This is a genomic window from Sporosarcina gallistercoris (assembly GCF_050459885.1).
Classification (GTDB): domain Bacteria; phylum Bacillota; class Bacilli; order Bacillales_A; family Planococcaceae; genus Sporosarcina; species Sporosarcina gallistercoris_A.
The window spans coordinates 1-24,488 of record NZ_JBCMNO010000014.1; the positions used below are offsets into that span (position 1 = coordinate 1).

A 24,488-nucleotide genomic window follows, 5' to 3' on the forward strand; every position below is an offset into this window, starting at 1 on the left:
CCTGCACCGCACAGTTGAGACACGAATCTGATAAATTGAAAGTTGTATTGTACGTTCCTAGCATTACAGAGCGATTAAGTCACTCATGACCTAGAATTCGTCCAGACATTCTTCCTACTATGATAGTGTGTTACACTATTGTCAATTGTGTGAATAGGAGGATCCTAATGAAACCGAAACTCTTGATAACAAGAAAAATGGATGAGCGAGTGGTGGCGCCGCTTCAAGAGAAGTTCAATGTCCGGATGTGGGAGTCGGAAAGTGAGCCGGTTCCGCGAGAGGTTCTATTGAAGGAAGTGACGGACGCGGACGCATTATGGGTGGTCATTTCCGATAGGGTCGACCGGGAGCTGATTGAAACGGGCAAGAATTTGAAAGTGATTGCCAATATGGCGGTCGGTTATAATAATATCGATTTGGAAGCAGCGAAAGAACAAGGAGTATTAGTGACGAATACACCCGATGTCTTGTCGGAAACGACAGCAGATCTGACGTTTGCACTTCTTTTGTCGACGGCACGTCAATTGACTGTTGCTGAAAGTGAATTGCGGAAAGGCAATTGGAAGTCATGGTCTCCAATGGGGTTCACGGGGATGGATGTCGGCGGCGCGACGCTTGGTATTGTCGGTATGGGACGAATCGGTGAAGCGGTTGCGCGCCGGGCGAAGGGGTTCAACATGGATGTCCTTTACCATAATCGGAATCGAAAACCTGATGCGGAAGCGGAGCATGGTTTCGAATACCGGGAGCTCGATCGATTGTTGGAAGAGGCGGATTTCGTTGTCCTTCTTACCCCTTATACACCAGAAACGGCAGGTCTGATCGGTGCCAGGGAGCTGGGACTGATGAAGCGGACAGCGGTTTTGATTAACGTATCGCGGGGTGGAATTGTCGACGAAACGGCTTTGTACAGTGCGCTGAAGGACAATACCATTTGGGCAGCAGGGCTGGATGTGTTCGAGACGGAACCCGTATCGCTCGAGAACCCGCTTCTTTCATTGCCGAACGTTACAGTCCTCCCTCATATTGGCAGTGCCAGTATTAGAACACGGCTTGCGATGATGAACTTGAATGCCCAGGCGATTGTGGATGTGCTTGAGGGGCGTGCACCGAAAAATATTGTTAGGTGAGAGATGGGGGGTGTGTGGGTTGCGCCTTGCGCAGCATAGAAAAAGCTTCCCTATTCTTAATAAGACTTAAACAGTTGAATGACATGAAAAGAATGCCAGGTTTTCATTGAATCGGACTTCAATGAAAGCCTGGCATCTTTTGTGTTTCCCTTGTTATCTGAATTATACTCGTTTCCGTATCGTGAAATTGTCTTCAAGCAACAGCCAGTTTTGGGGGAAGGGGTAGCCGAGCACCCAGTAGCTGATCCCGCGGAGTTTATATGCCTTCACCATATCGAATTTCGCTTGTGCACTCCGGGCGTCTTCGAACCATACTTCATGTCTGCGGCCTTGTGCATCTGAGTAACGGAAGAAAGGGGATTGTGCTCGTTCGTCATATTGAATGGCGGCTTGGTATTGGATGGCGCGTTGGATTGCTTCCTGTTGGCTGAACGTTTCAGCTTCTTGCCCTGGTACGAACGGAAGGACCCAATCCCGTGCGTATATTTGGAAGCCGAACAGGATTTTGTCTCTCGGGATGACTGTGACAGCATAGTCGAGCACTTTTTTGATTTCATTCAAAGGGGAAATGGCTTGGGCGGGTCCTTTGCGATAGCCCCATTCGTAGGTCATCAGGACAACAAAGTCGACGATCCTGCCGTGCGCTTCATAGTCATGTGCTTCATAGAGCTCGCCTCTTTGGGTGCTGCTGGTTTTAGGGGCAAGCGCGGAAGAGACGAAGTACCCTTCTGGATGCAGGCGATCGACGGCCAGCTGAAGAAATTGGTTGTACGATTCCCGGTCACCCGGCCTCACATTCTCAAAGTCGATGTTGAGCCCTTGATAGCCTTTTTCCTTCATGACAGCGAGAATGTTCGTAATCAGTTTTTCTTGAAGTTCACGGCTGGAAAGAACGGTATGCGCAAGTCCGGCTCCCGTAGTGGTCGAGCTGAAGTTTGTGATCGCAAGAACGGGCACGATCCGTTCGGCGGAAGCAGATTTCAGCATTTCAGTGTCATCGAGTGTCGTTAAACTGCCATCCTCTTTAATACTATAGACAAACGGCATCCAGTAGGTTAAGTAACGGCCGACTTCTTGAATCTCCCTGGCCCCGGTTTCCCCTGCATTGATCGTATACGCATTCACATCGATCACCGGCTTTGGAGTGGTTGACTGGGACACAGTTGGAATGACGAGCGCCTGACCGACTGCTAGGGCGTTCGAATTCTCCAGTTGGTTGGCCACAGCAATTTCGTTACTTGTGACTCCATATCCACGGGCAATCGCCCATAGCGAATCTCCTTGTTTCACGACATAAATCTGCAATCCACTTCGCTCCTTATTATTCATCTCCTATATGACTATGCCTGCAAAATCCACGATGCCACTCGTTTCTGTTTTAGATACCGCTGCATCATACGATTCGGAAGTTAGTCAGGGATTTGTGGAATGGGGATGGATAGAATTCTCCCAGTGGATTTCGTAGTTAAGGAAGATTTTTGAAGCAAGTAGCGTTGGTAGCGTTTCTTGCATCATAATCATTTGAGGAAGTGAATGGCGATTCTAGTGAATCAGGTTAACCAATTGATCGAAGATGGTCAGGAAAATAGGTAGAATAGCATAATTATGCTGTCATTTAGTAGCAGTATTTGGTACTATTAAAATAGAAAATAAAGTATAAGAGATTAAAGGTTTTAAGAAGTATATTGATGATGGAGTTTGGGTTGAGAAAGAAAGAGGGTTTATCAATGGAGAAGATTATCGATTTGCATCTATCTTTTTTGGACCGCCTAGCCGAAAAAGGGGATGTACTGCGGGAGTTGGAACGGGAGGGGATCTCCGTATTGCCTGGATTCAAAGAGCAGGCTGAGCTGGTCCGGGCTTATTATAAAAAGTTCTATTCCAAGTTGGAACGTCGCATCGTCTTTTGTGGAATAAATCCCGGTCAATATGGGGCGGGGAAAACGGGTGTGCCCTTCATCGATTTCGACGGGATTGATCGGCTGCTGCCGGGATATGGCCGACAGGATAAGGAGAGAAGTGCCCAATTCATGCTGTCCATCATCGAGGAGTATGACTTAGGAGAATTTCAGGATGCTGTGTATTTGACCAATGTTTCCTGGTTCGGCTTCCTTCGTAACGGCAAGAATTTGAATTATTATACTCTGCCCCGTACCGTTCGTCATCACTTTATCGAGTCCTTTGTGGAAGAGATGAAAATTGTCAATCCTTCTTTTATTATCCCTCTCAGCGAAGAGGTGGGACGAACTCTCCGCCAACTGGTAAAAGAAGGACAACTGGACTATCCGATTGCAGACCGACTTCCACATCCTCTTCACGGTTCGTTTCCAACCAATCTGAAAAAAACGAGAATGAGGTATCTCAAGTGCATCGAACAGCTGGCCGGGGTGAGACGGAAAGGGGAAGACAGTAGTGAAAGCTAGGTAACTATGCAAGAAACTTTCGTGTTTGTTTTATGCACTGCTGCTTTCCACGAGTGTCCGCCCTGGAACAGATCGGCTCTATCTGACGCTGACTGTTGTTTTTAACTAAAGCATTTCCAAGGAAAGGTGTAAGGATACGGGAAATAAAAAATAGCACCAATTTCTCTGGAAAAGAAATCAGTACTTACTTTGTTCACTATAGGTTATCGTGCTTCTTTTGGTGGTTGGCACACATCACATTTACGTTGGTTTTTAGTGTTGAATTTCGTGAATGTTTTTTCGAAGTTACTGCCACACGCACATTTAAATAGTAATTTCTGAGAAAAACCATGATATTCCGTACTTAACAATTTACTATCCGAATTGTTCTCAACAAACTTTTGTATCTCACCGATCGTCCATCGTTTTTGCATTCCCTTACATCTCCTTATTTCGTCCGTTCCATTATTAGTGATGATGTTAGTTTCTCATTATAGCATGGGATGGCACACAATGAAAATACACTAGAGATTTGGAAAGTCATACGGAATAGGAGTCTTCAGCTATCTGACAGATAAGAGGACACCATGTTTCATCGTGTAAGAAGCACAGAAATTCCCAATGAAACAGCCATCCAGCAGCGCATTATTCGCTGTTGGATGGCTGTTTTTTTGTTCTTTCAATCATCCAATGACGGTGCGGCGGGACCTGTATCCAACTCCTGATTCTTCCGGCCTTTCACAGATCAATGTTTCTGAAAACCTTCGTCTTGTTTGCACGCAGGTACCATTCACTCAAGAGTTTAGTATCTTTCTCCTATCCAATTCATATGGTTTTTGAAGGGGGGACGGATAGTTGTTAAGTAAATTCATAGTGAAACGGGAGAAAGTTGCAAACGCACAATTCAATGAAAGACAGATAGAAAGGAATCACCAAAAGAATAAAGAAGACTTTGACAGCATTATGAGTTTTTCTAAAAGCGTTCTGGACCAAACAAAAGAATTAGACCTAGGTAAAGGAGTAGAGCATCCAATAGTTGATGTGGTGAGACTCGTAGGAAGGGGAATTCAAACACACTATTTAACCAATCTCCTGTATGTAAAGTATGAGTCAGGATTACCTAACTTATATCCAGAAGGAGTTCTATTTAATTTCAGGTCCATACTGTCACAAGATGGGAGGAGATTTGAAGATTTAATAAAAGAATCAAAGCTTGAGAAAACTATATTATTAAATCGAGATTTGGTTTTACCCTGGCCATGGAAAACCTCGAGGTTGGTAAATTGCATTGCGCAAATTGGAGAAGGAAGAGTGAATAACCCTTGGAGACAAGACGTTAACCATAGTGTGGATTTGTGGTTGCCGATGGGAATCGCATGGGTCCATAGTGGAAACCATTCCATATCAGCTGGTCTCATTCAAGGAAAAGGTAGCATTAAACCAAATGCTGTTTATGATATCAGTGAAGTATATGATTATGTACAGTGTGATGGCTTTAATTATTATAGGAAAGAAGACGGTTCTATAATATCTTCGGTTAAAAACGCAGAAATTGCTGCAATTTTTGAGATAGGCCGCTTAATGAAGGAAAACTCAATAAGCTTTTAAAGTGCCCCATGTTATGGTATAGAACCTTTTACCGATAAATGGTGTTCTTTTTTTCCGAAAATAGACTTTGCCTAATCATTATAGTGAAAAATATACAATAATTTTCATATACTGGGCACCCTCATATGAGAATAATAAAGGAAAAACGGGGATGCTGCTTACGGATGATCGATTGTGAAGAAGACAAAGGAATTGGTGCAGGTTGGCAGACGATGAAATGGGATCTTCAAGAATAGTAAATCGGAAAGCAGACAGGGACAGCTCATGCTGACTCTGTCTGTTTTTGCAGGGCGGTTGTCTACCTGATTTACACCAGCTATCCTATTACGTTTATGCCGGGCGAATTTGATCTATTTCGGTACTTCAGAAGAAGGTCATTACACTGCGTCAATGCGGAATAGTATGCTAAACTGAAGATATATTTTACGGCTGAAAAAGGCTTGTGATTAGGCAGATGACTGTATCTTTTACAGTGTTTTTTTATGTCTGCTCTTTATATACAACCCGGGAAAGAGTCTTCCTAAACCAACAAACTCATCCAACGAAAGGAGGAAAGATACATGGCGACCCTAAACGTTTCAGAGCGTCCCGATTCAAGCTATCCAACAATCGAATCCGCAGTAAAAGCTGCCATGCCCGGAGATACGGTGGAAATTGAAGAGGGCATCTACCATGAATCCTTACGTATCGATAAGCCCCTTATCCTTCGAAGTACAAGAGAGGACGCACGGTCCGTCTGTATAACAGGCGGCATACATATCGATGCAGCGGATGAAGTACGGTTTGAATCGCTCACTGTCGGACGCGGCACTGCTCCGATTGACTATGGACTTCATATCGAGTCAGGGCAGTTGACACTTCATCACTGTCTTTTCTCTGAAATTCAAGGAACTGCGATGCGAGTGGACAAGAAGGCAAAAGTATCGGCAGAGCATACCGTATTCAAAAAGAATATCCAGGGTATTGACGTGTCAGGGCGTCTCGTTCTGTTCGATTGTATAATAGAAGAAACAACGGAGAAGGCACAACTTGCTGTACATGATGGAGGGGAAGTTGCCCTGACAGATTGCGGGATTCTAAGCGGTCAGGAAGAAGGAATCAGTCTGACAAGTGGCAGTCGATGTACGGTTACTAAGAGTTCGATCATCGGCAATAGCGGGGTACAAATATCTATGGAAGAAGACAGCTTCTTAGATTTGGTACAGACGAATTTCTATTTAGGGAAGGCAAATGGGATTTCTAGTGACCATTCCAAAGGGGTCATGAAAAACTGTACATTTAACATGCAGGATCTAGCCCATATGAACCTGACGAACGGATCTCATTTTGAAATAGAGTCCAGTACGTTTGAAAACGGAGAATCCGAGGGTGTGACTATGAGCAGCTCCTCTGTTGAGATTACGGATTCGCTATTCAAAGGTCAAAAAAGCGTCCAGTTAAACTGTATGGAACAAAGCAATGTGACGATGAAACGAACGCGATTGGTCTCAGGGAAAGACAGAGGGATTGTTTGCGTGAATTCTACGTGTACGATCATTGAATCCGCGGTGAAATACCATCAGATGACCCAGCTGTCTGCATTTACCGAAAGTGTGTTAACCATTCTCGACTGTGATATAGAGAAAGGGAAAAACAAAGGGATTTACGCTGCAGACAGTCAAGTGAAGATTTCCGATTCGCGAGTGAGTCATCATAAGAGCGCTCAGGTTTTTGCTTCGGAACACTCTGAATTGACGGTCTCTGCAACTGAAGTGAAGAGTGGGAAAAATGTGGGCTTGTCGGCTAAAGAATCCACGTTGAATGTATCTAACTGTATTATCTCGGATCATAAAGGTTCGAACATTGCACTAGGCTCCGATGTTCATGCAGAAATTGCGGATTGCAGGATTTCAAATGGAGAAAAAAATGGAATACTCATAGGTCCAGGGACAGTTGTGTCACTGGAGCGGACGGTTCTGTTTAACCATAAAAGACCGCAGGTGAGCGCATCGAAGTCTGCCAAAGTTTCCCTGACGGAGTGCGAACTCTACGATGGCGACTCGTCCGGAGTGTCGTTCAGTCAAGTGGAACGTATTGAAGTGACAAATACTAGAGTGCACGGGCATCGTGATGACCAAATCGTTCTGAAAGAGTGCCCTTCGGCTATCTTTAACTCAACACAGGTGATGAATGGAAAAAAGGCGGGATTACGTGTGGAGAAATCCGCTCCACTCATGGAAGCGTGTCACTTTGACAACAACCGTGCGGGAGATCTGAATCGACTGGATGACAGTAACCCATTACTGAAAAACACGGCGTTGTCGGTACCTGCCGTTTCAGCAGGACAAGAGGAACGAGTTAAAGCGGGCACACTGTCAAAACCAACTAAAACAAAAGATTCACATGTCAATGAAGAGATGATGAACGTCTTAATGAATGCTTTGGACGAGTATATCGGACTTGAAGCGGTTAAAGACAAAATCCGGGATATGAAAAACTTAGTGGAAATCAATCGATTCAAAGCTGAACGGGGGTTGAAAACCATTGAGCTGGTTGCCCCCCATATGATTTTCCAAGGGAATCCAGGCACAGGGAAGACTACCATTGCACGGCTCATGGGCGGGGTGTTTAAGTGGCTAGGTCTTTTGGAGAAAGGGCATCTTGTTGAAGTGAAACGGGATGATCTTGTTGGAACCCACGTAGGGAGTTCTGAGGAATTAACGAAGATGAAAGTCCAAGAAGCGATGGGCGGGGTACTCTTCATAGACGAAGCGTATTCTCTTGTAGCAGGAAAGAACTCAAGCAACGATTATGGACAGAAAGTGATCGACACATTACTGCCTGCGATGGAAAATCATCGTGGTGAATTTGTTGTGATTGCAGCAGGGTATCCGGAGGATATGGATCGTTTCTTAACGTCCAATCCGGGGCTGAAAGATCGATTTACTGAAAAGCTTTTCTTCGAGGACTATACGCCTGATGAGCTCATGCAAATCGTATTATCCAGCTGTGAAGGAAGTTATTCTGTAACTGAAGCGGCAAAGCGTGCAATCCGGAATGAGTTCATCGAACGGTATCGCAAGCGCGACCAGACATTTAGCAATGCCCGAATGGCACGCACATTTTACGATCAAATCGGTCTGGCCCAGTCCTTGAGAATTGCAACGTTTCCACGGGACCAATGGACAGAAGCGTTATTGACGACTTTTGAAGAAGAAGACGTACTTCAAGCAGTAGGAAAGCGGGATGTTAAGAATTACGAGGTTCCCATCGATGAGGAACTGCTTTTTGAGAAAAGAGCAGAACTCCATCAGTTCATCGGTCTGGACACGGTAAAGGCTGAAATTGATGAAATGATTGAACTGATGAGGTATTACAAACGGGAAAACCATTCAGCCGAAAAGTTGATGAACCATACGTTGCTCATAGGAAAACCAGGGACAGGAAAAACAGAGGTCGCCCGCGTCCTTGCAGGTATCTATCAAGCCCTCGGATTACTTGATAGAGGCGAACTGATTGAAGTGGATCGCAGCGACTTGGTCGGGACGCATATTGGCGAAACGGAAAAGCGGACAGCGGACCAGATTGAGCGTGCGATGGGCAGTGCGCTGTTCATCGACGAAGCTTACACACTCGCCGGTGGTGGCGAGAATGATTACGGGAAAAAAGCAGTGGAAGTATTGCTGAAGCAGATGTCCGATCGCCAAGGGGAGTTTTTGCTGATCGCGGCAGGCTATGAGAAAGAAATGACCCGGTTCCTGGACAGCAACGCAGGGCTGCGACGCCGCTTCGGGCTCACTTTACATTTTGAAGATTATACACCAGAAGAACTGATGGAAATCACGAAGCTCTACATTCAAGGATATCGCCTGACGGTTGAAGCCGAAATGGAGTTGCATCGTCATTACGAAGACATTTTTAACAGAAGAGACGAACACTTCGGAAATGCAGGTCTGGCTAAGAAGATGGCTAAAGAAATGACCCGGAAAGTCGACTATAGACTGGCAATTGCAAGCAGCAGCCAGGTGAGTGATGTAATGAAAAAAGAGATTACACTAGATGATTTGGTTTTATTGGAGAGCTGAATCTTAAATAGGTACCTTCGCAAGAAACTTTCATGTTTGTTTACCATTCATGGTTGTTTTGCGCAAAGGTGCCTTTTAGTTTTTTCAAAAAATAGACTTGCTAAAAGCCTGTTCTTATCGTTTAATTAGCTAGTCATAAAAAAACGAAAAGGACTGTGATACATGAAAAAGATTGTGAGCTGCTTGACGTTGTCGATGCTTGTCGGCATGTCATTAGTGGCATGTGCGCCAACAGAAGAAACGCCTGAAGTGAAGGAAGAGTCTGTGGAGGATGGGAAGACGGCTCCCGTTACAGATGGAAAGGAACAATACTTATCTGCAGTGGATGTGGAGTATGCTTTTGACTTTACTAAAGGATTGGAAGAATATAAAACCAACGAGAAGTTAGGCTATCGTACTGCCGGATCGGAGGCGGAACGGAAGACGGGTGAAAAAATCGGGGAAGAAATGAAGGCTATCGGTCTAGTCGAAGTGACAAAAGATAAGTTCAAGGTCGACAGCTGGGAATTCGAGAAAGCGGATTTGACCTTTACAGACGTGGAGGGAAAAGAACATCTTGCAGTACTAGGTGGGTATCAAGTCAACTTCGACACAAAAGGCGTGAAGGAACTTGAGGTTGTCTATGCGGGTAAAGGGACGGCTGCCGATTTGGAAGGGCTCGATATTAAAGGGAAACTCGTTTTGATAGACATCAATCAACGGGAAGAATGGTGGATCAATTATCCGGCGTACCAAGCTCACCTGAAAGGAGCGGCCGCGGTGATTGCAGTGCAAGAAGCCGGGTATGGCGAAGTGGATCCCGATGCACTGAATGCCCAGGATATTTGCGGACCGGATGATGCACCTGCATTTTCCATGTCCCAAACTGATGCAGGGAACCTTAAGAAGGCCTTGGAAGCAAGTGAAACAGGAAGCCTTACTGTGAAGTTCGATGCAAAATCCACTGTGAAAATGGATGGGGAATCGTACAATTATTACGGAAAAATCATCGGTAAGGATCCTGACTCCTACATCCTCTTATCCGGACATTACGATTCTTATTTTGCTGGATTCCAGGATGACAACGCGGCAATCGGCCTATTGATGGGGATCGCAAAAGGGATGATCGACAGCGGCTATCAACCTGAAAAGACGATCATCTTCAACGCACTTGCGGCGGAAGAATGGGGCGTATCGAATTCCCGATACGATTGGTCCACAGGAGCTTACAACCAAATCTTCAACATCCACCCTGAATGGGTAGGAAAAACATTTGCCAATATGAACTTTGAACTCCCGGCATTTGAACATACGACTCAAGACGAAATTCGTTCCGTCTATGAGCTGAATAACTACTTGACTGAGTTTGCAAAGGAAGTACCACAGCTATCCGATGTATATAAGGATGGGATTTCTGTCGTCTCTCCATTACGTACGTGGTCGGATGACTTCTCATTCGGTATTGCTGGTATACCCGCACTGCGTAATGATTTTCAAGATAGCGAATTCATGCACTCCCATTATCACTCCCAATTCGATAGTGAGGATGCATTCAATGCAGAAGCACTGAAATTCCACTTGAATCTCTATGGATTACTTACCATGCATTACGACCAGACGGCAATCGTGCCACTGGACTTCACCACGCGTCTGCACGCGATGAAAGAAAAGATCGACACAGCAGTATTCAAACAAGCATCGGTCGCTCCAGAAAGTTTGATTGGTGAAATCGATCGCGTTGCAACTCTTGCAGAAGAGGTGAATGCGAAGGTAGCTGAAGTGAATGAAGAATACGCAGCTGCACTCAAAAAAGGGGATACGGATTCAGCAAAGAACCTCTATGAGGAAAGCCGTGAATTGAACAGCGGTTTACTGGCGGCCTTTAAATATGCTGAAGACCAATTTGTCCGGTTAACGTGGGAGGACGAACCGATTTTCCCACATGAACACGCACAAAATAACGTCAAGAACTTAGCGGCGTCCATTGCTGCATTGGACAAAGGCGATATCACTGCTCCTTTGGACGAGTATTTATACGAAATCGATAACAACTGGTACGCATATGACTTCGAAAAGGAAGTATATGATTACTTTACTGACTATGTAATGGAAGCGCCAAAAGAAAAACTCATGTGGGGCGCGGGAAGAATTGTCGGTCATGAAGACCTGTTTGACACCATCCATTCATTGAAAGTGAAAAAAGAGCAAGCAAATGCAGATGTTTCCGTTGAGATTTCAACTTTGACAAGTGCACTGGAAAGACAAAAAGCTCTGTTGGACAAAACTGTAACTGATGAAGCAGCTAGTGTGAAAAAGCTCGGTGAGTTGTTGGCTGAGTTGAAATGATGAAAGAGGAGTCTCTGTCGATATGACGGGGGCTCCTCTTCTTTGTGATTTTTCATTTTAGATTCTCAAGTTAGTGTTCCTGTAAAAAGTGATTGCGGAGAAATTTAATATTTTTTTTGTGGAATCGCTCACTTTCCCGTTATGAAATCTTAACAACACCTTTTTATAGCCGATAGTACTCATGAGGGGTTCGTGAATACTTGGACACCTGTTAATGGAAGGAGGAGACAATTATGACATATGAAGAATACTTATCAGCCCGGCATGAGCTAGTGGAGAACTCTAAGCAGCTTTCCGAAGTGACCATTGAACAGTATGTGAATCGTTTTCACAATCTTCAACGCCGTGGCATTTATACGAACGAGCGTGAAGTCACGGATACTCTTTTACAGCAAATCGAACAACAATATAAAAATGGCCTAAAGCATTATCCCATTCCGTTACGCTATTACTTGGAATACTTGGATTACCTGGACCAAGCTGTCGAAGCATCGTCCTAATGGATTGTGCTAAAAGTTGAAAAAACAGCAGGGAGTGTTTGAGAATCGCTACGGAAATCCCTATGGCTTATGCGATTAGGGAATATGTAGTGTGCCGCTCATATAACGATCTAACTATAGTAAGGTATTATAAGTTGGCCTTCTAGCCGAGATTCAACAGCCCCCCAAATGGAATCACTTTTTTAAAGTGTCTACCATTTGGGGGGCTGTTCAAAAGTAGCTAGGGGTTTTTGGGTTGGAAGCGATTGTAGGTAATTTTCATCCTTAGATTCTCACGTGAAGGACCCATTTGTAAATGCTTACAACATGGAAAAACGATCGTTCCACTTCAAAAATTGAGATAGATGAAGGCATGTAACTTCCACTTGCAATCCGTACACTATTCCCCATAATATATACATTTTAAAGACACCCTTGGAGATTATTTTTCCAAAGGTGCTTTTTTATTTGCAATGGATGTGTAGGAATCCTTCTATGCAAAAAGAAACGAATAACGCCGCGATCACAAGTAAAGATACTGATATTGTTAGGCACGCCCCCAATACCTTACAAAAATAATATCACTTACTCCTCCATAGTTGACTAGTAATCGGTTGTTGCTCGCTCGATTAATCTGCTGAGGAGGGAGAAATCCTATGTGCTGCATAAAAACATGAGGAACAGGCAGTGTAATCAGATTTAGCGATATAAGAACGAGCATTTCAAAAAAAATTCTCCGATAGGAGTTTTGAAAAGTACTTCTTCAGCATAGTATTAGAGAACATTTCCATACCAACTTTTTCAGAGCTAGAGGACTCTTGAAATGTGTTGCAGTTTTTTCTATTACTGACAGAAATGAATTGGCGAATCTTCTTTATGAATTTAAAGAACCAAACGGATGTTACCTGTTGAACGTATTAAATCCCGTCCAATTTGTACTTGATCCCCCTTTGTTAAGACGATTTTAAAAATGTATACAATTATTTTAAAGGTGGTAAAAGATTTGAGCAAACTTGTTAGGACCAGCAGGGTATCGACTAAAGATATTGCTTATAAGGAGTTAAGGGAAAAAATCGTGAAATGTATTCTTGAACCCGGTCAACCTATTGTGGAAGATGAGTTGGCAAAAGAATTAAAGATCAGTAGGACGCCATTGAGGGAGTCCTTACAAAGACTTGAACTGGAAGGCTTAATAAGCCGAGGTATTAATGGCAGAATGAAAGTCGCGCCAATTTCGATTCAGGAAGTAAAGGAAATATTTCTCATACGTAGTAATTTAGAGGGGATTGTAATTGAAAATGCCATTGATCATATTACTGAAAAAGAAATTGAACATCTGGCACACCTTGTTGAAATTCTCAAATTGACTGTCAGCTTGAAAAACTTTGAGAAGATTGACGACTTTGGCAGTCAATTCCATGAATACATTTATAAAGTAAGTCGCAATAGAATCGCAGTAAAGTTTTTATCCCAGCTCAACAGCTTAATCACTCGATACAGGCGTTTAGCACATCAATGCATTATCGATACCAAAAATTCAGTAGACGAACACGAGGTTATTCTTAATTACATCATCAAGAAGGATAAGGTGAATGCAGTAGCAGAAATGAGAAAACATATTTTGGGCTCTATGAATCAAGCAATAAAGACAGTCGAGAAATACAATTGTGTACGACCTGATCAAGTTATGAGTACAAAACAAAAATGGGGTTAAGAACACTATACGAGGAGGAAATAATGATGACCTACGCAGTAATTGGTGGCGGTAATACGGCACAAGCTATAGCGGGATATCTGACATTAAACGGGGAACGTGTGAAGTTGTATACACGTGACTCAACTAAGGCACAACGATTATCACAGCAAGGGTTGGAAGTTAAAGGGATATATTGCGGAAAAGCATTTTTTGAAGCGTCAACATCAATCGCTGATGTTATTTCAGATGCTGAGTTTATCATTATTTCGACGGTTGCGATGGGGCATGAACCAATTGTAAACCAAATCCAACCATTTCTAAAAAACAATCAGACCATTGTGTTTTTCCCGGGATATTGGGGGGCGATCGAATGTAAGCGCATATTAGGTTATGACACTATAAAAAATAAGAATATTACAGTGGCAGAAACTAGTGCCATGCCTTTTGTCAGTATAGCGGATAATGCTGGTTCCGTGAATATCAATAAAATTAAAAACAACGTGCTCATTAGTACATTAGATAACGAGAATCCAATCGCAGCCTCTTTTATGAACAGGTTCCCCCAATTAATCCGTGGAAACAATGTTTTTGAAACATCATTGAATAACTCGAATGTCGTGATTCACCCACCGATTACTCTTTTTAACGCTGCTAGAATTGACGCAGACGAAGAGTTTCAGTTTTATACAAATGGTGCGTCGCCTTATTCAGTTAACTACGTTGAAAAGATGGATGTGGAAAGACTGCAAATAGCAAGTCGGCTGAATGTAGATACTCAAAGTATTTTGGCTGTATTGAATGAGTTTTATGATACAAGTTATCCAAACCTATATGAAGCTTTGCCAGGTTTATTCCCTACAGGGCTGGCTCCTACTACATTGGATTATCGGTATATGACAGAAGATATACCGTTTGGTCTTGTTCCGCTTTCAGAGTTAGGGAAAATGTTGGGAGTTGAAACCCCTTATACGGACTCGATAATTAGTACAGCGTCTTTACTGATGGGGAGCGATTATAGAACAGAAGGGATTAAGTTTACTGGATTAACAAAAGAGAGCCTACTAAGTATGTCGGAGGTGTAAAAGGTTTACTACTATTTTAAAAACGTCTGGGGAGGTAGACATTATATTACACATAAAAAACTTGCATATTTCATTCAATGAAAACGAGGTATTAAAAGGAATTGATTTATCTGTTAAGAAGGGGGAGGTCGTATCCTTTATTGGACCGAGCGGAACAGGTAAAACAACGTTATTGAAATGCATTAATTATTTAGAAAAACCACATGAAGGTGAAATTCAATTAGGCGATTTAACGATAAACTATAAAAACATGAAAAAACAAGACATCCTTAAACTTCGTCGGAAAACTGCCATGGTGTTCCAAATGTTTAATATTTTCAAGCATAAAACGGTCATACAAAATGTGATGGATGCCCAAATAGCAGTTCAAAAAAAATCTAAAAAAGAGGCGTATCAGAATAGTTATAAGCAATTAGAGAGAGTGGGATTAAAAGACAAAATAGATGAATTTCCTTCTCGTTTGTCTGGGGGACAATTACAACGGGTAGGCATTGCACGTGGTCTAGCGCTTGAGCCCGAGTTGATATTATTTGATGAACCCACATCTGCGCTGGATCCGGAACTAGTGGAGGAGGTCTTGCGGGTAATTGAGGATGTAGCCAAGTCAGGAATGACAACACTTTTAGTGACCCATGAGATGGATTTTGCAAAGCGCATTTCAGACAAAGTTGTATTTATGGAGAATGGATACATTGTTGAGGTCGGAACACCTGAACAGATTTTTGAAAATTCAGAGAACCCGAGAACGAGACAGTTTTTGAATAAAATGTATGCGAAACATGAAATTTAAAAAATATAATAATGGGAGAGAGGTTGATTTGAATGAGGAGAAAGTTCATTTCATTCACTATGTTCGTATTCGTTTTAGTTTTACTAGCTGCATGTAAGTCGGGCGATAAAGAAACAAAAGCAGTGGGTGATGGTGATTCAGACGTCAGAACAATCAAAGTCGCAACTGGACATACTTCAAAACCATTAAGTTGGGTGGATGAGGGTGGAAAGGTTACTGGTTATGAACCGGAAATAATAAAAGAACTGGATAAAATAATGGATGGATATGAATTTGAATTGGTTGCTGTTGAAGATTCAGCAGGTGAAACAGGGTTAGCCACTGGTAAATACGATATGCTCGCGGGTGGCATGGGTTTTACGGAAGAACGTGCAAAACAATACTTAGTCCCGGAAGAATCTAACGGAAGGGCCCTAATAAAAATGTATGTTGCAGAGGATAGTGGGATTGAAACGATGGAAGATGTGGAAGGGATGAAAATCTCTCCTCTTTCACCAGCTGGAGCCACTTATAAAGCCGTTAAGGATTGGGAAGATGAGAATCCGAAGTATCAGCTTAAGTACGATTTGGCGGATGTTGGTATCCCCATAGCAGATAGGCTGAAAGAAATAGCGAACGGTAAGTATGATGTATTGTTTTATCCATCAAGTTATGGACAAATAAAAATTATAGAAGACCAGAAGCTAGCTGTCCGTGCAACGGATCCCATCAAAATTATCCCGACTTTCTTCATGATACACAAATCGGAGGAAAACGAGAAACTGAAAGAGGCAATTGACGAAGGATTACGGGAATTGGCGGATTCCGGAAAACTTTCGGAACTATCTGTTGAATTTTACGATGAAGATGTATTTCAATATGATGAAAAACAATAAGATAGGATGTACTTGAAGTTATCCAGTTAAGTATTGAATTTCTACCGGAATAGAAAGAAACATCCATATTCTCTTTATCCTTCCTTTAGGGGGATGAGATGAAGAGAGTATGGATGTAAACAAAGATCATAGAAGGTATACCTTGACTGGCAGGAGTTATATAAACGGATTGAAACATGGACGTTCATCATTGTAGGGAGGAATTACTATGGAAATGACTATGCCTGAGTTGCTATTGGAATTTCTAAAAGCACTTCCCATTAATATAATAATAATCATTATGTCGGCAGCACTTGGACTACTATTTGCTGTTTTTTTAACAGTACTTAGAATAAAAAAGATCCCAGTAATCAGTCAAATGGCAGATTTATATGTTTCATTTGCTCGGAGCGTTCCTGGATTAATATTACTATTTATTGCGTACTTTGGTATCCCTAAAATATTTTCCTTAATAGGCCTAAGTTCGGTTGATGTAAGTCCAATGCACGCAGCGATTATCTCAATGGGGTTTTATCATTCGGGATATATTTCTGAAGTTTTTCGTCCAGCCTATCTATCTATTGATAAAAGTCAGCATGAAGCAGCGGATAGTCTAGGTTATACATCAACTCAAAAGTTTTTCAGAATTATACTTCCGCAGGTGATACCCGTCGCGCTCCCCGGATATGGGAATGGGTTGGTTTATTTAATCCATGATACTTCACTTATCTTTGCGATTGGTGTAGTGGATATTATGGGAACTGCTGAATTGTTCATATCAAGGTCTTATGGGACCAATCAAATAGTTATTTATTTTGTTATCGCCATTATGTTTTCTGCAATGTGTTTTACAATCGATAGCTTGGTTAGGAAGTTTGAGAAGAAAATATCATTTAGATAAGGGATAGCAAAATCAAGCAGAGGGGGGAAGAAATGTTTGACGTAAAGGCTTCATACGATATGTTTTTGGAAATACTGGGTGTACTTCCTAAAACTTTGTTATTGGCGATAACTATACTTTTTTTATCTACCCTCTTAGGAATAGTTATGGCTTGCATACTACAATATAAGATTCCAGTACTGGTCCAACTGATAGGATTATATAAATTGTTTTTAAGAGGTACGCCAATGGTTGTTTTTTTATATTTAATGTACTATGCATTACCAGCGACGGGGCAACTTATTTTGTCACTGCTAGGTATTCCTTACAATATGGATAACCTGTCTCCAGTTATCATTTTAATTGTCACAGTTAGTCTCACCTTATCCACCTTTCAGTCAGAAATTATAAGGGGCGCATTTTTAGCAGTGGATAATGGACAAATCGAGGCAGCCCACTCATTAGGGTATAGTTTCTTTCAAACCTTTAGGAGAATTATTGCCCCTCAGGCCTTTGTACACGCGGTACCCGATTTTGCCAACTCCTTTACAGTAGCAATCAAAGCAACTTCACTCGGTTTTTTAATCACCGTAATCGATATTTTTGCACAAGCTAAAATTATGGCAGCTCAGAATTTCCTTTTCATTGAGGCGTTTTTAATGGTGGCGCTAATCTATTGGGGGATAGGTATCTTAATAACAAAGATTGCAGATAGATATGAGAATGATGTAAGGATAAAGTGAAATGAAACGCGCATTCTTCTTTTGTCTAAGGGAACTGGGGGTACCTCGCTATATCTGAAAAGCATAGTCCCTACTTTTGCCACGAGTAGATTCAGTAAGACAAGCTCCTGTAAGTCCTACTAAGCCAAATCACGAAATGGAAGTATATCAACGGATTGGTAGCAAGGCGAGTAAAGACATACTGTCGACCGCTTTGAGAAAACTGAATATTGGACTTTCTGGTATTCCGATATAGACGGTAAGTAGTAATCGTATGATTAGCGGGACAGAACTAATGGGTGAACACTCGAATCATGAAATACGCTTCAATAGATTTACTGAATTGTATCGTGTTTAGTAAGAACGCTCTCTGCGTAGCCTATAGGAATTGTAAAAAAGGTGAAACCGATCTCATCGGTTCCACCTTTTCTTAAGCTTTAGTGCTCTCTGCATCCAGACTCTTGAAGATCTCCCCGGCAATCCCCATTGCATGAACGGCCTTCGGGAACCCGATGTACCCTACGCATTGGATGATGATTTCAATAATCTCTTGCTGAGTCATGCCTATTTTCAGAGACGCAATGATGTGGACGCGTAGCTGATCGAACGCTCCTTGTGTGATAAGGGCTGTCAATGTGATGTATTCACGTTGGTGGAGTGTGAGATTCGTTCTTCCGTAGAGGTCTCCAAAACCGAACGATACAATCATATCCCAGAAGTCGGGGGATATTTCCTTGATGTGCTGCATGTACGTTTGGGTTTCTTGTGAAAAGAGCTGGTCCATTACGTCTGCACCCGTTTCGTAACGTTTATGATTTTCCATATTATTGTCTCCCCATCGTAGGTGGAATTTCGTGTTCATCGACTAATGCTTCGATAACGAATGGTTTGTTTGTTTCTTGAATTCGCTGCAGCGCTTTTTTAATCTCTTCACTGATTTCTGTCGGTGTATGACACGTTACGGCTTCAAGCCCCATGGATTGTGCGAATTTTGCAGCGTCAAGAGGAGTTTCATAAATGCCTCCAATAGACGTTCCAATCATCTTCCGCATTCCTTTTTCCACCATGTCCAATCGGCCATTATTGACGACGACGAACAGAACAGGAGAGTCATAATTGTAAGCGGTGGAGATTTCCGTACCATGCATGAACATGCAACCGTCCCCGACTAGGCAGACAATCAGTTTTTCAGGAGCTGCCAGTTTTGCACCGATGGAATATCCGATTCCATTCCCCATTGCTCCAAAAATATCGTCAAAGAAAAATGTCCCGGGTTCATGGATGTCGAAGTGCTGGATGCCGTAGAACGAATGGCTTCCGTCATCTCCGAAAACGATGGCCTCCTTTGGTAACACATTCCGCATCGCTTTCAGGACTTGGACAGCGGACATACGGACTCCAGGCTTATTCTCTTCAAGTGGCTTCGGCTCGATTTCCAATAGGAAGGAATCGCTGTCCGGTTTTGGAGTATTCTTCAATAGGACCTTCAAGTTCGATTTGATATCCCCTAGTATTGGCGTTGTTGGGACTGGAATCGATTTACCGATGAAGGTCGGGTCATAGTCGAAGTGGAGAATGTGTTCCGGATACATCGCTTGCGTTAATCCGACAGTGGACATATCGCTTAGTTGTGAACCGATCACGAGTAATAAGTCTACAGATTCAGCTAGATAATTGGATGCTTCCGTTGTGCCGCCTAAGCCGAATGCCCCTAAAGAGAGTGTGTGATTGGATGGGAAAGTTCCTTTCCCCCCTGGCGTTGTCATCACAGGGATCTGCCAATGCTCTGCCAGGTGTCGGACTTCTTCATAGGCTTTACTTGAGTGTACGCCTTTGCCCAAAAAGAGGAGGGGGCGTTTTGCGGTTTGTAACTTCTCGGATACTTCATCCAGTTTTGGTGAAATGAGTTCATGGGCAACCGGGAAATCGAGAATGAAAGGATCGATCTCAGCGAGCAGGATGTCAAATGGAATGGATAAGTGAACAGGACCTCTGACACCGGATACTGCTTTTTCAAGTGCATGCTGTAAATAGGGTTTCAACAGATCTCCACGCTCTACGCGTGCACTGAACTTAGTAACGGATTTGAACATGTCCGTCAGATCCGTTGCGAAAATACTGGAATCCTGTCCCATCGCTGTTCCAGTATCTTTCATCGAAGGGTGTCCAGTGATGAGCAATAGCGGAATGTTGGATGCTTTTGCTTGTCCTGCAGCGGAAAGAAGGTTTGTCCCGCCAGGCCCCGAAGTTCCTACAGCTACTCCGATCGTTTCGTTCATCAATGCATAACCTGCTGCCTCATATCCTGCGGCAGCTTCATGTTTGCTTAAGACGAATTCCATCTCGTGGGCTAAAAGTTCGAATAGTATCGGGGAAATCGCCTTCCCAGGTATGCCGAAGACATGATCGATTCCCCAATGCTGAAAATTAGAAACTAAAACGGATGCACATGACTTCATACTCATTTCGCTCCCTAAACTTAGATTATATTAAATAGTTTTTTTCGATTTCTTCTGCGGGTAACGGCTTACTGAAGAAATAGCCTTGAGTGATATCACAGTTATGACTTTTCAAGAAGTCCAGCTGTTCTTGAGTTTCAACGCCTTCTGCAATCACTTCTTTGTGAAGATTATGGGCCAAAGTAATTATAGCAATTACAATTATAGCATCGTTATCCCCATTCACAAGTTCGCTAACGAAAGATTTATCGATTTTAATGTAATCAATTGGGAAATTTTTGAGGTAGTTCAGTGAGCTGTATCCGGTACCGAAGTCATCTATACTTATACCTACGCCTAATGATTTGAGTTTTTTCAATACGTGTATCGAGTAGACATATTCCATCGCCATATTTTCAGTTATTTCAATCACCAGATACTTGGGATCGAGAGCCGTCCGCTCGAGTACTTCTTCTACGAATGTAACAAGGTTCGGTGTTAAAAATTGTTGCGTCGATAAATTCACAGAGATTTTAACGGGAGACATCCCTGCATTTTGCCATTTTTTGTTTTGTAAGCAAGCCTCATTGATCACCCACTCCCCAATTTGGGTAATCAATCCGCTATCTTCTGCGAGTTTGATGAATTGGTTGGGCTGGACAAGTCCTAAACGTGGATGCTGCCAGCGGATCAATGCTTCAAAACCGATCAAATGCCCCGATGTATTATGGATTTGAGGTTGGTAGTGGAGAACGAATTCATCATTTTCCAGAGCATTCCGTATTTCGATTTCAAGACTGGATTCCGCCATCATTTCATCTAATAGATCGGATGTGTGCACAACGAACTGATTTTTTCCTTGTAATTTTGCTTGATACATTGCGTTATCTGCATAGACCATGAGGTTCTCCATTGAAATAGGCGGACCAGGGGATAGGACAACCCCTATGCTGACGGTAGTGTGCAATTCCTTGTTATTCACTAGGAATGGATGGCGGAACGATTCAAGAATTTCTTCCGCTTTTTTTGTGACGTAACTTGGATCATCAAAATCCGTCAGCAGCATGATGAATTCGTCACCCCCCATGCGGCCGAGTGTGTCTTTTTCTCCAAGACGTTCTGTCAAACGCTCACTTACCTTGTGTAGCAATTCATCTCCGTAGGAGTGGCCGAAATTATCATTGATGATTTTAAAGCGATCCAAATCCATGAACAACAGGCCCATGCTGCGGAGTTGCCCGGTATTCACTTCCTGGGCGATCGTTTCAATTTTGTTTTTGATATACCTTCGATTCGGCAGATTGGTCAGATCATCATGGTAGGCTAAATAGTTGTATTTTTCTTGAAGATGATAGCGGTTCGTAATATCCCTGAACTGACCGAACGCTCCAACCATTTTTTCCCCTTCATAGATCGGCTGCGCGTCGAAGAGGCAAACCACCTGATCCCCTTGGAGATTCGTAAACTTGATTTCTTCGTTGTTGATGATTTTTTCTTCGTTGATGACTTTTTTGAAGTATTCTCCTGTAAGAGGAGAGTCGAAAATGTGTTTACCGATAACCGATTCTCTACTATTACTGGATAGTTTTTCAGCGATATCATTGAACTCGGTAGTCATGCCTTTTTCGTCGGTGATCACAATCGCATTTCTCGTTCTTTTCAGCATGATCTGGTTCATGATATTGAGTTTGCGATTCTGTTTCCGTAAGAGCAACTCGCGTTCAATCGAGTCCACTACTTGCCCTAACATGGATAAGTATAATGGGTTCTGGAACCAAATCGGCATCATGATGGAGACACTGCCAAGTAGATCATTCTCTTCTGTATTTCGGAAGCCCGTTCCGTAGCAAGCGATTTCGTGAAGCGATTGGTGGTAATGCTGCTCCCCGATAATACTGATGGGATTCATTTCCTGTAGGGAGAGACTCACTACGTTAGTTCCTGTATCTTCTAGAGTGAATTGAGCTCCGAGTTGGATGCCGAATTGGTCACTAGTGGACTTGATGGTCTCGTCACCTTCTATAGAAAGCAAATACCCATCGGCGTCTGAGACCACCACAAGAATCGGTGTACCTTTCAACGAATGGAGTAATTTGTCTGAGAAAAAGCTGACTACAGACAGAATTTCACTATAGGAATTTTTCTTTTTTTTGAAGTCTTTATCATTCAAGAAATGTTTCGGCGGAGACACTTCTCCGGGATCCATTCCCGAGGCAGCACACATTTCATTGGCTTCTATAATATATTGTGGATCTGGCATGTGAAAAATCTCCTCCTAACAACGATGTATATGAGCATTCTCTATTCAACAAGTGTATCGTTCATTTGTAATTTCAGTATAGCTATTAGCATGATTTGACACTCTTATTCTAGCATATAGTTTATGGCCTGGACTTGAAGGAAGCGAGGCTGGCGATTACAAAACGACTATTCTAAATTGCGGTTGTACTAGCAATCGGGAGTTACCTGTATCCTTATTATCGTACTTCTCATTCGAGGATATATGAGTCAATGGTATTGATTCTATACAACCATGTTTTGAATTGAGGTTATGGGGATTGTCTAGTAAAAGGAGGTGTATGGACGATCGACTGAATGGGGTGCGTTTTTTGAAGTTTCAAGGATATTTTCTTACAATTGCCTTTGAATATGAGGTATGGTGATAGAGTAGACATATTGAAAAATTCAAAAAGTAGTGGACTGAGGAGAGGAACCGATGACTGGATCAGAAAGCTTATTTACAAAACTGACTGCTGGATATGATGAATCCCTATCGCGCGGAGGCGTCGATGGCGAAAGGATTGCACAACGATTGAGTGAGCTGTCTATGATCGGTGCGTCGCCGGACGGTGGAGTGACCCGCCCGGGCTATTCTGCTGAAGAAAAGCAGGCAAAACAGGTTGTGAAGTCTTGGATGGAACAATCTGGTTTGCAAGTGACTGAAGATGGGGCTGGAAATGTCATTGGCCGATTGGAAGGAATCGAAAGCGGACCTGCGATCTTGTCTGGGTCACATGTCGATAGTGTTCCGAACGGAGGGGATTTTGACGGACCCCTTGGCGTAATTGCTGCGCTCGAAGTGGCAGAAGCATGGAGAGAAACGGGGTACGAGCCGCGTAAGCCGTATGAAGTGGTTGTGTTCTCAGACGAAGAGGGAACTCGATTTGGCGCTGGACTAACGGGCAGTCATGCGATGGCCGGGCAGTTAACTGAAGAAGAGACGAACTTGAAGGTGGACAGTGAAGGCAAGTCATTCGAAACCGTCATTGAAGAATACGGAAGTACACTGCCAGCCGTGTGGCGCGCAAAGCGGAAGATGAGCGAAATCGAATTGTTTGTCGAATTACATATCGAGCAAGGAAAACTATTGGAGAAACACGGTTTATCAGTCGGGGCTGTAAAGGGGATTGCAGGTCCGGTGTGGATGAATGTGACATTCGAAGGGGAAGCGGGACATGCAGGAAATACACCGATGGATGATCGAAGGGATTCCATGGTAGCTGCGAGTCATTTTATTCACATGGTTTCTACTTTACCCCGTCAGTTCAGTGATACCGCAGTAGCGACGATTGGAAAGTTGAATGTCTTTCCAAACGGGGTGAATGTGATTCCACAGAAAGTGGAGCTGACTGTAGACATACGGGATATCCATGAGGACAAACGCGATGCGTTAGTGGAAGCGATCATAGAAGCCGCTGAACAATCAGGGGTATCCCATCATGTCGACGTCACCTGTCAAAAGACATTAACCGTCCAACCTTTGTTGGTTAATGAAAAACTCCTCACTGACATGAAAGAATCCATCAGTGAATTCGGGATGGAACCGATGGAACTGATGAGTGGTGCAGGTCACGACGCCATGGTAGTAGGAAGAGAAGTTCCCTCTGCGATGCTGTTTGTTCAAAGCAAAAAAGGAATTAGCCATAATCCCGAAGAATGGACGGACTTGAGTCACTGTGTCGTTGGCATACACGTGTTGAAAGATTTCATTGAAAAGCAGATGGAACGATCTTGAATA

18 protein-coding genes are annotated in these 24,488 nt (G+C 42.9%); 13 read left to right on the plus strand and 5 right to left on the minus strand.

The window, feature by feature from the left end; genetic code table 11:
- Positions 1–167 precede the first annotated feature (167 nt).
- Complete coding sequence (locus ABE021_RS09180; RefSeq protein WP_430288205.1) at positions 168–1,130, plus strand: 2-hydroxyacid dehydrogenase; 963 nt, start codon at positions 168–170, stop codon at positions 1,128–1,130.
- 162 nt (positions 1,131–1,292) lie between these two features.
- Here the strand turns inward: ABE021_RS09180 and ABE021_RS09185 are convergent, their stop codons facing one another.
- Complete coding sequence (locus ABE021_RS09185) at positions 1,293–2,435, minus strand: glycosyl hydrolase family 18 protein (RefSeq protein ID WP_430288206.1); 1,143 nt, start codon at positions 2,433–2,435, stop codon at positions 1,293–1,295.
- Between the two features lie 422 nt (positions 2,436–2,857).
- Between ABE021_RS09185 and ABE021_RS09190 the strand changes: the two genes are divergently transcribed.
- Positions 2,858–3,553 carry a uracil-DNA glycosylase family protein gene (locus ABE021_RS09190; RefSeq protein WP_430288207.1) on the plus strand — a complete coding sequence of 232 codons (696 nt, stop codon included), beginning with the start codon at positions 2,858–2,860 and terminating at the stop codon, positions 3,551–3,553.
- 203 nt (positions 3,554–3,756) lie between these two features.
- On the opposite strand, the gene ABE021_RS09195 is transcribed toward ABE021_RS09190, so the two are convergent.
- A complete protein-coding gene (locus tag ABE021_RS09195) occupies positions 3,757–3,966 on the minus strand; it encodes a hypothetical protein (protein ID WP_430288208.1) in 210 nt (69 codons plus the stop codon).
- 421 nt (positions 3,967–4,387) lie between these two features.
- Here ABE021_RS09195 and ABE021_RS09200 point away from each other — a divergent pair, with 421 nt between their 5' ends.
- The 10 genes from ABE021_RS09200 (at position 4,388) to ABE021_RS09245 (ending at position 18,053) form a co-directional block, all read left to right on the plus strand.
- Entirely contained in the window at positions 4,388–5,140 is a 753-nt protein-coding gene (locus tag ABE021_RS09200) for a DUF6710 family protein (protein ID WP_430288209.1), read from the plus strand.
- Positions 5,141–5,700: 560 nt separating this feature from the next.
- Entirely contained in the window at positions 5,701–9,204 is a 3,504-nt protein-coding gene (locus tag ABE021_RS09205; protein WP_430288210.1) for a right-handed parallel beta-helix repeat-containing protein, read from the plus strand.
- Between the two features lie 162 nt (positions 9,205–9,366).
- Positions 9,367–11,529 (plus strand): M28 family peptidase, encoded by a 2,163-nt coding sequence (locus tag ABE021_RS09210; protein ID WP_430288211.1) that lies wholly within the window; start codon positions 9,367–9,369, stop codon positions 11,527–11,529.
- A 233-nt stretch (positions 11,530–11,762) separates the two neighbouring features.
- Positions 11,763–12,029 carry a hypothetical protein gene (locus ABE021_RS09215; protein ID WP_430288212.1) on the plus strand — a complete coding sequence of 89 codons (267 nt, stop codon included), beginning with the start codon at positions 11,763–11,765 and terminating at the stop codon, positions 12,027–12,029.
- A gap of 982 nt (positions 12,030–13,011) precedes the next feature.
- Positions 13,012–13,722: a GntR family transcriptional regulator gene (locus tag ABE021_RS09220; RefSeq protein WP_430288213.1), complete on the plus strand. Its 711-nt coding sequence runs from the start codon at positions 13,012–13,014 to the stop codon at positions 13,720–13,722.
- 26 nt (positions 13,723–13,748) lie between these two features.
- A complete protein-coding gene (locus ABE021_RS09225; RefSeq protein ID WP_430288214.1) occupies positions 13,749–14,786 on the plus strand; it encodes an NAD/NADP octopine/nopaline dehydrogenase family protein in 1,038 nt (345 codons plus the stop codon).
- A 43-nt stretch (positions 14,787–14,829) separates the two neighbouring features.
- The gene (locus ABE021_RS09230; RefSeq protein WP_430288359.1) at positions 14,830–15,576 is read left to right on the plus strand and encodes an amino acid ABC transporter ATP-binding protein; all 747 of its coding nucleotides are present in this window, start codon (positions 14,830–14,832) and stop codon (positions 15,574–15,576) included.
- 32 nt (positions 15,577–15,608) lie between these two features.
- On the plus strand, positions 15,609–16,451 hold the full coding sequence (locus ABE021_RS09235) for a transporter substrate-binding domain-containing protein (RefSeq protein ID WP_430288215.1): 843 nt from the start codon (positions 15,609–15,611) through the stop codon (positions 16,449–16,451).
- A gap of 208 nt (positions 16,452–16,659) precedes the next feature.
- On the plus strand, positions 16,660–17,331 hold the full coding sequence (locus ABE021_RS09240; RefSeq protein WP_430288217.1) for an amino acid ABC transporter permease: 672 nt from the start codon (positions 16,660–16,662) through the stop codon (positions 17,329–17,331).
- Positions 17,332–17,363: 32 nt separating this feature from the next.
- On the plus strand, positions 17,364–18,053 hold the full coding sequence (locus ABE021_RS09245) for an amino acid ABC transporter permease (protein ID WP_430288218.1): 690 nt from the start codon (positions 17,364–17,366) through the stop codon (positions 18,051–18,053).
- A 409-nt stretch (positions 18,054–18,462) separates the two neighbouring features.
- Here ABE021_RS09245 and ABE021_RS09250 read toward each other — a convergent pair whose 3' ends face one another.
- The 3 genes from ABE021_RS09250 to ABE021_RS09260 are packed head-to-tail and all read right to left on the minus strand — an operon-like array spanning position 18,463 to position 22,730.
- Positions 18,463–18,855: a carboxymuconolactone decarboxylase family protein gene (locus ABE021_RS09250; protein ID WP_430288219.1), complete on the minus strand. Its 393-nt coding sequence runs from the start codon at positions 18,853–18,855 to the stop codon at positions 18,463–18,465.
- 1 nt (position 18,856) lies between these two features.
- Positions 18,857–20,491: a thiamine pyrophosphate-binding protein gene (locus tag ABE021_RS09255; protein WP_430288221.1), complete on the minus strand. Its 1,635-nt coding sequence runs from the start codon at positions 20,489–20,491 to the stop codon at positions 18,857–18,859.
- Between the two features lie 25 nt (positions 20,492–20,516).
- Positions 20,517–22,730 carry an EAL domain-containing protein gene (locus tag ABE021_RS09260; RefSeq protein ID WP_430288222.1) on the minus strand — a complete coding sequence of 738 codons (2,214 nt, stop codon included), beginning with the start codon at positions 22,728–22,730 and terminating at the stop codon, positions 20,517–20,519.
- Positions 22,731–23,186: 456 nt separating this feature from the next.
- Between ABE021_RS09260 and ABE021_RS09265 the strand changes: the two genes are divergently transcribed.
- Complete coding sequence (locus tag ABE021_RS09265; protein ID WP_430288223.1) at positions 23,187–24,485, plus strand: Zn-dependent hydrolase; 1,299 nt, start codon at positions 23,187–23,189, stop codon at positions 24,483–24,485.
- The last annotated feature ends 3 nt before the right edge of the window (positions 24,486–24,488 follow it).

Coding starts and splice junctions, on each gene's coding strand:
- ABE021_RS09265 (WP_430288223.1), top strand. CDS start 23,187: ATGACTGGATCAGAAAGCTTATTTACAAAACTGACTGCTGGATATGAT.
- ABE021_RS09260 (WP_430288222.1), bottom strand. CDS start 22,730: ATGCCAGATCCACAATATATTATAGAAGCCAATGAAATGTGTGCTGCC.
- ABE021_RS09195 (WP_430288208.1), bottom strand. CDS start 3,966: ATGCAAAAACGATGGACGATCGGTGAGATACAAAAGTTTGTTGAGAAC.
- ABE021_RS09250 (WP_430288219.1), bottom strand. CDS start 18,855: ATGGAAAATCATAAACGTTACGAAACGGGTGCAGACGTAATGGACCAG.
- ABE021_RS09180 (WP_430288205.1), top strand. CDS start 168: ATGAAACCGAAACTCTTGATAACAAGAAAAATGGATGAGCGAGTGGTG.
- ABE021_RS09245 (WP_430288218.1), top strand. CDS start 17,364: ATGTTTGACGTAAAGGCTTCATACGATATGTTTTTGGAAATACTGGGT.
- ABE021_RS09240 (WP_430288217.1), top strand. CDS start 16,660: ATGGAAATGACTATGCCTGAGTTGCTATTGGAATTTCTAAAAGCACTT.
- ABE021_RS09190 (WP_430288207.1), top strand. CDS start 2,858: ATGGAGAAGATTATCGATTTGCATCTATCTTTTTTGGACCGCCTAGCC.
- ABE021_RS09225 (WP_430288214.1), top strand. CDS start 13,749: ATGACCTACGCAGTAATTGGTGGCGGTAATACGGCACAAGCTATAGCG.
- ABE021_RS09210 (WP_430288211.1), top strand. CDS start 9,367: ATGAAAAAGATTGTGAGCTGCTTGACGTTGTCGATGCTTGTCGGCATG.
- ABE021_RS09205 (WP_430288210.1), top strand. CDS start 5,701: ATGGCGACCCTAAACGTTTCAGAGCGTCCCGATTCAAGCTATCCAACA.
- ABE021_RS09255 (WP_430288221.1), bottom strand. CDS start 20,491: ATGAAGTCATGTGCATCCGTTTTAGTTTCTAATTTTCAGCATTGGGGA.
- ABE021_RS09235 (WP_430288215.1), top strand. CDS start 15,609: ATGAGGAGAAAGTTCATTTCATTCACTATGTTCGTATTCGTTTTAGTT.
- ABE021_RS09215 (WP_430288212.1), top strand. CDS start 11,763: ATGACATATGAAGAATACTTATCAGCCCGGCATGAGCTAGTGGAGAAC.